General features: G+C 34.1%; 9 protein-coding genes and 1 pseudogene. 4 read left to right on the forward strand and 6 right to left on the reverse strand.

Going from position 1 to position 12,557, the window contains the following annotated elements:
* Positions 1 to 2: 2 nt before the first annotated feature.
* The 3 genes and pseudogenes from BGI23_RS15705 to BGI23_RS15715 all read right to left on the reverse strand — a co-directional run bounded on the left by BGI23_RS15705 (position 3) and on the right by BGI23_RS15715 (position 6,352).
* Complete coding sequence (locus tag BGI23_RS15705; RefSeq protein ID WP_070806513.1) at positions 3 to 3,422, reverse strand: DUF4132 domain-containing protein; 3,420 nt, start codon at positions 3,420 to 3,422, stop codon at positions 3 to 5.
* A 110-nt stretch (positions 3,423 to 3,532) separates the two neighbouring features.
* Complete coding sequence (locus tag BGI23_RS15710; RefSeq protein ID WP_044793143.1) at positions 3,533 to 4,285, reverse strand: DnaD domain-containing protein; 753 nt, start codon at positions 4,283 to 4,285, stop codon at positions 3,533 to 3,535.
* Between the two features lie 290 nt (positions 4,286 to 4,575).
* Positions 4,576 to 6,352 (reverse strand): annotated as a pseudogene (locus BGI23_RS15715) (S-layer homology domain-containing protein).
* A gap of 610 nt (positions 6,353 to 6,962) precedes the next feature.
* On the opposite strand from BGI23_RS15715, the gene BGI23_RS15725 reads away from it, so the two are divergent.
* Positions 6,963 to 7,403, forward strand: a complete 441-nt coding sequence (locus BGI23_RS15725; protein WP_070806516.1) for a DUF7832 domain-containing protein — start codon at positions 6,963 to 6,965, stop codon at positions 7,401 to 7,403.
* An 81-nt stretch (positions 7,404 to 7,484) separates the two neighbouring features.
* Here BGI23_RS15725 and BGI23_RS15730 read toward each other — a convergent pair whose 3' ends face one another.
* On the reverse strand, positions 7,485 to 7,943 hold the full coding sequence (locus BGI23_RS15730; protein WP_070806517.1) for a hypothetical protein: 459 nt from the start codon (positions 7,941 to 7,943) through the stop codon (positions 7,485 to 7,487).
* Between the two features lie 285 nt (positions 7,944 to 8,228).
* On the opposite strand from BGI23_RS15730, the gene BGI23_RS15735 reads away from it, so the two are divergent.
* A complete protein-coding gene (locus BGI23_RS15735) occupies positions 8,229 to 8,936 on the forward strand; it encodes a DNA alkylation repair protein (RefSeq protein WP_070806518.1) in 708 nt (235 codons plus the stop codon).
* A gap of 79 nt (positions 8,937 to 9,015) precedes the next feature.
* On the opposite strand, the gene BGI23_RS15740 is transcribed toward BGI23_RS15735, so the two are convergent.
* The gene (locus BGI23_RS15740; protein ID WP_001071912.1) at positions 9,016 to 9,348 is read right to left on the reverse strand and encodes a DUF3895 domain-containing protein; all 333 of its coding nucleotides are present in this window, start codon (positions 9,346 to 9,348) and stop codon (positions 9,016 to 9,018) included.
* Between the two features lie 357 nt (positions 9,349 to 9,705).
* Here BGI23_RS15740 and BGI23_RS15745 point away from each other — a divergent pair, with 357 nt between their 5' ends.
* Positions 9,706 to 10,788 (forward strand): S-layer homology domain-containing protein, encoded by a 1,083-nt coding sequence (locus BGI23_RS15745; RefSeq protein ID WP_070806519.1) that lies wholly within the window; start codon positions 9,706 to 9,708, stop codon positions 10,786 to 10,788.
* A 118-nt stretch (positions 10,789 to 10,906) separates the two neighbouring features.
* Here BGI23_RS15745 and BGI23_RS15750 read toward each other — a convergent pair whose 3' ends face one another.
* Positions 10,907 to 11,365 carry a VOC family protein gene (locus BGI23_RS15750; RefSeq protein ID WP_070806520.1) on the reverse strand — a complete coding sequence of 153 codons (459 nt, stop codon included), beginning with the start codon at positions 11,363 to 11,365 and terminating at the stop codon, positions 10,907 to 10,909.
* A 264-nt stretch (positions 11,366 to 11,629) separates the two neighbouring features.
* Here BGI23_RS15750 and BGI23_RS15755 point away from each other — a divergent pair, with 264 nt between their 5' ends.
* A complete protein-coding gene (locus BGI23_RS15755) occupies positions 11,630 to 12,040 on the forward strand; it encodes a DUF4279 domain-containing protein (RefSeq protein WP_000323209.1) in 411 nt (136 codons plus the stop codon).
* Positions 12,041 to 12,557: the final 517 nt, after the last annotated feature.

Genomic DNA, 12,557 nt, shown 5'->3' on the forward strand with positions numbered 1-12,557 from the left:
TTTTATCGTTTGTTACGCCAGCTTTCATTATGACCAAGATTTGAATCGGTCGCTACTTGTACATCATATAATATTTCACTAAAGAAATACTTATCTACTTCTTTTGGCACAATGCGTCTTTCATCATCAATTTCATCGTATTCATATGAACCACGATTCACTGTACCTGCTTTATAAAATTCAATGTCATACACACATATATCTTCTTCGTCTTCATAGCCAATTGGTGCTCCGCTAAATGACAGTTGTGCCCCTAATCCAGTGCGAGTATCTTCTTTATAAAACGTATAATACACACCGCCATCTTGAACTGATCCGCGAATCCATCCAAGTTTCGTCATCTTACCGAATAACGAGCGACCATTTAGTAAAATACCGCCAAATCTCTCAACAGTAACCTTATCATCTTCCTCTACTACAAACACAGGACGTTCAATTTGTAGAAATGGCTGGACAATTTTCGAGTTTTCCAGTTGCTCTTCCCACATTTCCTTTTCCGCTCTAGATAATTCTAACGGATGAATTAAACCGATTACAGTTCCAGATGAAACCTCATGTTTCTCTCCTATCATTGAGTAAAACGTACCATCTTCTGTATAACGGAACATTTTCAGTAACTTGCCTTCCGCATACTCACCCCAAATAAGTGAAGTGGAAAATTGCTTCATAATTGGATTTTCCAAAAATATCGATTTCCACGTATCATATGACCAATAGCGTTTTAATGATAGAGCAGCTTCCAGACGTTGTTTCTGCATGGAAAGAGCATTCCGAAGCTCTTTCTTTAAAGTGGCTAACTCTCTCTTAGCTAATTCAGCTTTTTCTATATCATCTTTTGTATTCGGCTTTGGAAGTGACTTCATACGTTTTCCTTCTTCTGTCTCTAATTCTATTTTTGAATCAGAAGTTAAAATAGCAGTAAAACATCTATTCCCAAAATCAATCTTCTTCTCCCCACGTATATTAAAGCCAAGATCTGGTACTAGTTGATCTTCCAGTTCTTCTTCCGTTATACCACGGGTTTTCGCAGCAAGACTTAATGCTTCTTTTGCCGCATTACGCACTTGTTTATGTTTATATTTAAATGCCATAGCATGAATAAACATAAGTGCAAGCTTAGATGAAGACAAACCTAGAGCACGAACAGCATCTGCTGCAATCTTTCCTCTCATATCTAGTACCCATTCATCGATTTGCTTTTTAAGTATACCGACCATTTTGTCATCACTATATATTCCATATAACGAAAGAATACCGCGTTTCTTCACATCTGCATCTTGAAAAATCCATATTTGATAGATTGCTTGCACATATTCTTTCAGGTCTTGTTCATTTAAAGTACTCCCAATTACTTCAGCTGCCTCTTTCTTTTCAATGACAGCATCTGAAATATACTGTTGTATATAAGCTAATGGAATTGTAGCATCCGCAATTTCATTTGAATGACGAAGACGGATTTGCGGTTCCTCCCCAATCAATTGCAGAAGTGAATTTCTTTTTTGTCCCGTTACGATACGGCTACAAAGTTCTTCTATATTTTCTGAGCTCCTCCCCACTTCAAGTAATGGAGCAAACTTCTCAGCTAAAGAGGCATTCTTCTTTTCTTTCAATGCTTCCTGTACGAGTTGTGTATATGTTTCAATCCTATACGCTAGTAGTATTTTCATCACATTTTCACGAACAATTTTCTTTTTATTATGAAGTTCAACTGCTACATCCTCTGCCGCTTCTATGTCTTTTGAAAGCAGTTCAACTATAGACTTACGTAATTTTTTAGATGAATCACCTAAGTTTTTAATTAAAACCGGACGTGTTTCAACCCTGTTATCTCTTGCTAATTCATTCAAAATATACGTTTTTGCCTCAGCAGAATACATATCAAATCGTTCCATTATGTATGCCTGTTCTTTTACAATGATCGTAACGAGCGCTTCCTTCGCTTTATTTCTCTCTTCTACATAATGTGAGACTTGCTCAACTGAATAATCAATCAGCTTTTCTTTACTTAGCCCGTAAGAAAGGAGATCTTCTATTATTTTTTCTGGTTCTATCCCTCTAGCCGAACATTCATACAGAAGTTCATATAAATAAACACTATATACATCTCCAAATTCCAGAGTGAGTGCCGCTTCTCTTTTTGCCACATCATCTATATCCCAAAGAAGTACAACTTCTAAAACTGGCATATCCCAATACATATTTCTATACTTCGGATTTTTAAGTATTTGCTTCATTTCATCAAATGACAATTTCCCGAGCAAATAATCACGATACGTATCCCGCACCGTAGACAACTTAAGTTGCAAAGCAGCGACAAAAAATTCCTCTCTCATTCTCCCTCTATTTAACTCATGTCCTTTTTCAGCTAACGTTCGGGCGATTATGAGGTAATTACTTTTACTTACATATTGTAAAGTACGTTGAACAAATTCAGGGTTTTCTTCCGCCACGGAGCATAACATTTCATATTCATACGTCTTACAGAATTCTTCATTATTTAAATCATGTTGCCTCAGACGGTGTGCAAAAAATCTTTCCTTAGAAATCCAAAACTGTTTACAAAAATTTTGAATTTCATCATATGTTTTTTTATTTACACTACCTGTTCGTTTATAGTTTTGAGGCTGATCGAGAGTTTGACACACGTAACGCGTAGCATGATTCATAAAACCCCAAACGTTTTTCTTCGCTACTATTTCAACATACCGCCTCGCAATATTTGAATACTGATGAATGCTAAATAATAGTCGCCAAATATATTCTGGTAAATTTCCACCTAAAAATAATTCCCTATCACTCTCACCTTTTATATATTTTTCAACTGCTTCAACCTTTACCTTTTCTCCATTCAAATTCAATATAAATTCAGCATGTTCTTCTAATCTCTCGTCCAATAAAGTGCTATATGTATAGAACCTCTCATAATCTACTTCAAACATTACGAGAAGTAACGATAATTGCTGCTGATTTGGTAAAGTGTGTAATTGTTCCTCTATATAGTTCGGTTTCTCTTTTGTTAACTCTTTAAGAAAACTATACGCCTCATTCACATAACTAGAGATATTAGTTAAATATTTACACGCAATTACTACCAGTTTATCCAATGGAAGTGCACTTTTCTCTAAATAAATCTTCATATTAGCAAAATCCACATACTTAAACCTTATTATAAGAACATTTAACAATTGCTCTCCTAACAAATAATAAAATAACCGAAAGACAGCTGGATCTTGTTTATATACTTTCCTAAAATCATTTATAAACTGATTTGCAAAATCGCTTCTATTTTGATCTCTAATTGTCGTTAGTTGTATATGATTTAAAATCTCTTCATCTTTCGTTTTTAAATAACGCAATGATAATTGTTCCTGCTCTTCTGTCATATGGACATATTGAAACAACTGAGCTGTATTTGTAGTCAAACTTTGTTCCCCCGCATCTGTTTATGCTTTATAAAAATACCCTTATTTACTTGTAGTATAGCATAAAACCAACCGAAACGAACATATATTCTATATTAAATTAATGTAAATTAAAACACACTACTCAAAACACTTCTCCTTCTCTCTAAACTACCCATCACACACTTCTCTCCACCATACTTGCTACACCAATTCCTCAAAATCCCCTTCACATAAGCAAACGTTCGCTTATTATGTTCAAACGCAATTTTAAGTGCCTCTAATACTTTCTCTCCTGAAAGTCTTCGTATCCATCCCATCAATTCCTTCACGATATATGGAGATAAACTACTTATATTTTGTTCGTAAAATTTGTAAACTTCACTATGCTGAGTATCCTCTTCACCTTCCTCATCTTCTATTTCTTCAACAACTTCTTGTAAACTACTATTCCCCTCTTCTTCGGGCATACCAAAATGCTGTAACAACAACGGAATCTTCCATTCTTCTTCCAGACATTTATGTAAAAACATATGTATGAATTCTTTATTTTTTACAGTTTTCAACTCACGTAACACACATTTTTCTACATTCGTATTTAAAATAGGGTTATAGTGTAGCCAATTTATGATGTATAACTCTTTCGTTTCCGCATCATATAAAATCTTGCCGTATTCCACAAATCTACTTAACAATTTCTCAACAGTTTCCATACTGTAACCTGTTTCCAGCTCTGCCACACGCTTTGGTAATACGTAAATTCCGCATTGCTTCGTTTTCGTACCAGTTAACAAATATATGTAAAAATAACGCTCCTCTGGCGTTAAATCTAATATGAATTCATCTTGCCAAAAATTCACTTGCACATTACGGTACACCGCCATATATTTACCTCCCCCTCGCACTTATAAAAAGGCAGATTTCAATCCTTCAATATACATATAGGAGTGAGGGCTTGGTTTTTGCAGTTGAATTCCAAATTTTTTTAACTACTACAACGACGGTTTTATTTTTTCGCGCTTTTTTGTTCTTGTAGTTGTTTTTGTTTTGTTTTTTCTTAGTGATTTATTACTTGGTAGGTGCTTATAAGGGGCTTGGAAGGGGCTTAATAAGGGCTTATATAAAAAGGAGCTGTTCCAAATTCTCATTTTGGATAGCTCCTTTATCATTCTTTCTATTTTTGACTTGCATCTAACATCTTCACTAAAAAGGCAGCTGCTTCACCACGAGTTGCTGTCCCTTTAGGATTAAACTCATTATTTCCAACACCAGTAACTACTTTTAAGCTATATAATCGTTGAACAGGCTGTTTATATGTGATCAAATGTTTATCCCTAAATGGCAATGCAACTAATTCACCTGTAACACCCTTATACTGTAATGCGTTGTCAATCATGATCGATGCTTCTTCACGTGTGATAGATGCGTTAGGATCAAAAATTCCGCCGCCACGACCGCTAATAATTCCTGCGCTTGCACTACGTTTAATACCACTATGAAGTGATGGATGCGCTTTGTTAATGTCTACAAATGACTTATCTCCTTCTGGTAGCTTTAGAGCATTTGAGATTAATGTTGCAAACTCAGCTCTCGTAACATTACGATAAGGCGCAAATACACCATTTCCTTCACCGTTCATAATTCCTAGGCTGTTCAGCTTACGAATGTTCCCTTCAAACCATCCACCTGTAATATCATCTTTTGGTTTTTGCACTTCTTTATGTGGCATATTATAGTTTATTTTAATCCAACTTGGGTTATAGAAAATCCACTCATCGTTACCTACTTTATACCAACCATTTTTAACTGCTAACACTTTGTAACGATCTCCGTTTGAAGCTTTACGAACGATATGATGTTCAAGTCCCGAACCACTACGTACGTTTATACCATCACCATTCACTACAAGCTCCATATTAGGTTCAGCTGGATTATATTCATTGGAATCAAATAACTCATTTCTTTCTTGTAAAGGCGAATCAATTTGTGCGTTAACATTTGCATACCATTGAATCCCTTGTACGAAGCCAGTCCAATTCCCACGGGAAATTAAAATATCAGGACAGTTTTTCCCGCTCCATTGTTGATGCCTATAAATGTGGTCCGCACTAATACCTTCTTTGTTCATTAAATAACCTGCAAGTCTCTTTGCATTCTCTAGCGCTTTATTGTAATCTCCATCTTGGTTAACCGCAATCTCGATACCGATTGATTCTCTATTTCCGGAACCATCGCCATCACCTGCATGCCAACCGTTTTCATTTGTTGGTAAGTGTTGATAAATTTGTTTATCGTCTACAGTAAAATGCCATGAAGCTGTTCGGAACGTACCTTCCGTTGCTTGTTTATACAAATATTTAGCATGATTTTCAGCATTTGCACCACGGGACGGTGTTTGCAGTCTCGTGAATTGTAATGTAGCGTGCTTTCATCGGATTTGCAGGGCGAATATCAGGATTTCCTGCTGGAACAATCCACTCTACAAACGGTGCACCTGCAAGTGTTCCATATTTCTTTGTAGTCATCGATGTACTATACTGAATAGCTCTTCGCTTTTCAACCGGCTTCATTTCACGAGTAGAGCCATCATTTCGACCGTCTACATGTTCAAATGCCTTTTCAATATTTGAAATAGCTTCATCTTCTGCTACTTCACCTTTTTTCGCTTCTTTCATTTTATGTAACTCTTCTGTTTCATTATGTTTATGCTTATATTCTTCTAGAAGAATTTTCTCATTCTCTGACACTTCTGCTTCATTAATTTGCATGTAATCTGGAGTTTCTAGATTGAAATTAGAATAACGTAATCCGTTCGTTCCACGTTCCCCTTGTGCAATACGAAGCTGGTCAGTATGAGATTTATTTAACTCTTCTGCTGATATTGATAAAGGTGCACTCCCTAACATTACTAGACTTGTTGATAGTGCGATTACTCGTTTTTTAATATTCATTGCTGTAATCGATACCTACACTGTTCGTGTAAATATCTCAACCTCCCTTTATTTTCTCATTCGTGAAAGACTATGAATCTACTATGTATAAAAATATGGTTATTCCGCCTTTTTATAAACACTGCATTTTATCCCCAGCAGGCGAATAATAGTTTCTAGAAAATCCCTTAACAGACATTATTTTATAACCAATTGCAATCGCCGTCAAAAGTACTTCTTCCCTTACACACCACTACTTCTCAAAAATAGATTCGGATACCTTTTACTGATTTTCTTCAACAAGAAGGATCTTTATAATTTTTCATAACTATCAAGTATCTATTAAATAAATCCTGTTTCTTTGTACTTGTTCTCTTTAAAAATATTAACATTTTTACATTCTTACGATAATATAGATGTAACCTTTTACATTGAAAAGAGTTTTATTTGGCAAAAACCCCTCATATTGATACCTGAAATGAAGAAGACCAAAAAATGATAAAAAAAACGAGAGTACATACGATATTCAGCAGATGGGATATATTTTGAAGGGCTTGAAAACATAGTTAAACTATTAAAACAAAAAGTACAAGTTTAATAGATAATACGTTAGTTAAAAGGGATGAACTGATTGTTAGATACGATTGTTTACGATAAAGCGAAGTACCATTATCAAGGTGATTTTCCTGAGGACTTACCAATTGATCAAGCTTTTGTACATACTGGTATGTTTTTAGGATGGATACTTGAACATAATTTATTTAGTGAAGAATTTGAAGAAGAGTCCCTAGACGAAATTAAACAGTTTAAACTTAGACAAATGACTGGCACAGAAATTTATATGAACTGGGATGGCGTTTTGGCAGACGACATGTTAAATGACGAAGGTAATCAATTCGCGATGTATTACTTTAATGATGAGGAATGGAAGTATATAAGTGATTACTCAGACGTTTTTATAGACGAAGAAACTCTCTACCACGTGAAAGATACTTGGGAAAACTATTTCAAATTAAAAGAAGTTATTGATAATAGCTATAATTTTTGGAAAGACAACTTACAAAAAAGATAATTAATAAAGTCGATTTCTTATCTCCATAAGGAATCGACTTTATTAATAGTAAATTTAAATATTTTTTCATTTTAGCTTCTATTACAAATTCCCTTTAACGTTTTCGACAATCTCGTTTATCGTATTTCGATCAAACTTATCACTAATTTCGTATGGCTCACGATCTCCTACTAATTGTACGCCTACGATATCATTACGGTCCTTACCATATTGTACTTCAATAATCGATCCACGCTCTATTTGTTTCCAAACGAGACTTGCTTCATCTTTATTATCTAAAATAATACAGTCCTCAATATTTTCATCAATCCCAATTAACTTATTATCATCCATATATCCAACCTCGTATTGTTGACGTTCTTTCGCTTTTCCGCTTACTACTATACCTTTGCTTCCATACGAATAATCCGTATAGTCCTTTTTCTCTGATTGTATCGCTTTCGGTTCTTTTGCTTCAGTTTTTTCAGTATTTCCACACCCCACAATCATACTAATTGGCATAACTACAGTTAATACTACTCTAGTAAATTTCTTTATCATTTATAACCAACCTCACATGTTTCACTTTACATTTATCCTCTTACCAAATAATAACATAATAATACCGAGAAAGAGCCAAAGATACAGGGAAACTTTAATCAGTAGTTTTTCATCCTAAAAATCTAGACTTTCAAGATCACTATCTGCACTATCGACAAATTATAGAAAGTAGACATCCTACTCACATAAGATTTAAAATTAGAAAGTATGGAAACATGATAAAAAATATAGGCTAGTTGTTCGCAATTAAAATGGTTTTTACATGAAGAAAGGAAGTGCACAGCTTTGGATTTTAAAACAGTTATGCAAGAGCTTGAAGCTCTAGGCAAGGAACGAACGAAAAAAATATACATATCTAACGGTGCGCAGGAACCAGTTTTCGGCGTAGCTACAGGTGCTATGAAACCAATCGCAAAAAAAATAAAAATAAACCAAGAGTTAGCAGAAGAACTTTATGCCACAGGCAACTACGATGCTATGTATTTTGCAGGCATTATTGCGGACCCGAAAGCTATGAGGGAGTCTGATTTTGATCGATGGATAGACGGAGCGTATTTTTATATGTTGTCTGATTATGTGGTGGCAGTCACTTTATCCGAATCAAATATCGCTCAAGAAGTTGCTGATAAATGGATTGCAAGTGGTAAAGAGCTTAAAATGTCTGCAGGCTGGAGTTGCTACTGCTGGCTTTTAGGAAATCGCAAAGACGATGAGTTTTCTGAAAGCAAACTTTCCGATATGCTTGAAATGGTGAAAAAGACAATCCATGATTCGCCAGAACGAACTAAATCCGCTATGAATAATTTTCTAAACACTGTAGCAATTTCCTATGTACCACTACACGAAAAAGCAGTCGAGATTGCAAAAGAAGTTGGTATAGTTGAAATAAAACGTGATAATAAAAAAAGTAGTTTGCTAAATGCTGCAGAGAGTATTCAGAAAGAACTTGATAGAGGAAGACTTGGTTTCAAGCGTAAACATGTAAGGTGTTAGATGATTAAAAGGGTGTCAATCTAAGTAAGATTGACACCCTTTTTTAATGAGAAAAATGAATGAATTCCCCCTGCACACCTTATCCGTTAAACATTTCTTCATTCAATTTATAAACCCTATCTCTTTTCTCATCACTTTTGACAAAAATAAGCTTTCCTTCTTTAACAAATCCTTCTAATAGTAAGCATACTTCTCCATATGCTTTCGGCTTATTCGTTGTGAATCTTTCATCTGATATTTTTCCAGCTCGTATTAATTGTTCACACAGCTCAAGTGCACTTATTTCTTCAGAATCCATTAATTCCAATATATCTCTTTGCAATGGTGATAAAGGTACTGGTATTTCAGCTACCTCCACCTTTTCTTTCGCGTTTTCTTCTTCAAATAAATCTTCAAATGAAATTTGATTCATTACTTCTTTTCCTTTCTAACGATTGATTTGTATAAAGCGTAGTTATTGTTATGTAGTACGTACCTTAATACATACATGTCAAACTCATGTACATCGTTTCATATAGTATATTTCGATTATACCAAATATACGTTCTGTTTTCTATCGTAGAATGGAAAACAGAACATTTTACTGTATGTATCATCATTAAATAACGCTGAATATCAATTATCCACATTTTTGGTTATATTATCAAAATTCCATCCACATTACGGAAATAAATGACAAATAATTATAACTTACATGTTACAATTACGATGCATGCATCGTAATGAGTATATTTAATAAAGTTAAATGAAACTGGGGAGGCTTGCGCAAATGGGGAAGAAAACAAGCAAAGCTAAAAATTTTTTCGGATTCGTAATCACCGCAGCACTAGTAACTACAACGATGGTAGGTACAGCTAATGCACAAACAACTACGAATAGCTATAAGGTAGCTAGCAATACGAACACTGTATTTACAGATGTACCAAAGGACCACTGGTCAAAAGATGCTATTGATTACTTAGCGGCAGCAGGGATTTATAAGGGGTATGGAAATGGGAAATTTGGTTTTGGCGACAATGTTACTAGAGGACAGGTAGCTTCTTTAGTCAATCGACATTTAGGTTTAAAAGTAGACGATAAACAAGGAAATATGTTTAGTGATATTACAAATCATATGTTTGAAAAAGATATTAAAGCCATTGCGCAAGCTGGAATTATGACAGGTGATGGAACAGGTACATTTCGTCCAGATGATGTATTAACTCGATATGAGATGGCAGTAATATTACAAAAAGCATTTCATTTAGAATCAAAAGAACAAGGAAAATTTAAAGACGTACCAAAAGGTCATTGGGCTTATGAAGCTGTAAATACACTGCGTAGTAACCGTATAGCACAAGGTGACGAGTCAGGTAATTTTAACGGAAATACATTTGTGAAGCGTGAGCAATATGCACAATTTTTCTATAATGCAATAGCAAAAAACAGAAATTATAATTTCAACATCAATTCAAAAGAAGAACTGAAACAAATGTTAACAACAGCTTTAGAGAATGGGACGTTTGGTCCATTTACATTAAATTCATTGCGTAAAGATATATCTGAAGTAAAAAAAGAATATGGAGTGCCTGATGTTTTGAAAAAAGCACCATGTACAGAATGTGATGCACCTAATATAGCGGTATACGGCGATTATAATATTGACATGTACCCTTGGGACGCTAGATATATATGGGTTAAAACGGATATTTCTATCGATGAATTAAAAGAGTGGTTTGGTGAGCCCGATTTAATCGGAGAGGATATGACTAGCGAAGGATTTATATATAATCGAGGAAGCTATTCTCTTTATTTCAGCTTCTCTGATGGTTATATTCAACGGGCTGAAATATCTAAACGTGAAGATCGTTAATACGTTACAAACAATAAAAAAATCCTTCAAGAACATGTCTTTTCTTGAAGGATTTTTTTGTCTCTATCTATTTAACATAATACAAAGCTATAAAACCCCTACTGATTAAAGTTTCACTTTATTCTTCTTGGTGCTCCGCTTCCCATTCACTTAAATACGTTGCATATTCTAATTCATCTGGATCATCATATAACATAGAAATAAACTCTAATTTATTTCCATCACAATCTAGAAAATATACGCTTGCAGCTGGCATCCACCTTTGGACAATTGGCTCTTCATTTCCTTTCCCCTGACTCCCTACTACCTCTATTCCACGATTCTCTAACCATAATTTAGAAATCTTTAAAAACTCTACATCTACACGAAAAGCGAAGTGTTTCATCTCAAAATCTTCATTACTATGTACTTCCCATAATCCAAACATTTGTTTTTTATTTTTTCCTATCCAAAAGAAAGCAACCGGCCTTTTTGATAGTTTTTTTGCTAATGTTAAACCTAACTTATTTTGATAGAAATCTATCGCCTTTTCTAAATTTTTCACATATAAATGCGTTTCATATATGCTTTGTATCATTATGATTCCCCCTCCCCTACATTCCAATTTTTTAAAAACATTTTGTTTTTATCATACAAATAAATACATTTGAAATCATCCTACTTTTGTATAATTCCCCCTTACTACAAAGGTATATATCTAGCATTATCATTTATATCCCAACACCAAAATTCAATCAAAAACACATTTACATTCTAGTAAATACATTCTTAAATTTTTATAATGTAATAAGAGTAACATCTTAACAATAGAGGAGGAACCGTTCTGGATAAAACTAAAGTTATGGCTTATTTTAGTATAACGGGTGATATATTCCCTGTTGAAGCAATTACCGACGCCCTAAATATCGAACCTACAAGAACTTATAAAAAAGGTGATATTGTCGCAAGACGTGATAATCCGAATCTTGTATCCACAAAAAAACTATATAGAAAAAAGACGGATTGGAATTTAAGCACTGGCTATCAAGAATCATACGATATAAATAATCAGTTGTATGTTATTCTAAAATCACTTGAAGAGAAAACAGAACCATTAAAACAGCTTAAGAAAAAATATGATTTAGAATTTCTATTTATGGTAGTCATTCAAATTGAGAATAACGAATCACCCGCAATGTATTTACAAAAAGATATACTTGATTTCGCTAGTTCGATTCAAGCAGAAATTCATTTTGATCTATATATTTACTAAAAATAAAAACGCTATTAATATTGAAATCAACAGCGTTTTCTTATATGACTAGATGTGTGAATTATTTTGTGAGAACAAAACAGATTCATTTTTCATTTCATTCTCAAAAACTGCATAGAGAATTCGCTCATTTTGATTTGCTTCCATTTTTGAACTCCACCTCGTTTGCACACTGAATTTTGAATTAACAAAAATCCAAAGCTAGTGTAACTGCTCTTCCAGGAAGATTTAACGTTACAATTACGCATTTTCTATACAAAAAAATATAACTATTTATAGTATGCTTTATGATATTATTATTTTCTTCCAAATGACAAAATTGATGACGTACGGATTAACCAGCACTCGGCGTATTTACCTATTTCCCTTTGCAAAATTTTAGCTTCTTATAGTTTTAGCTCTATAATCCATACCCGAACAACTAACTTCATCCTCTCTAGAAAATATCCATTCATTCTATTCAATTCCTAATCTACCTATTCCTTCATTACTCAGCAACAAAACAAGCCACCCAACT

This window comes from Bacillus sp. ABP14, from assembly GCF_001831375.1.
Lineage (GTDB): Bacteria > Bacillota > Bacilli > Bacillales > Bacillaceae_G > Bacillus_A > Bacillus_A paranthracis.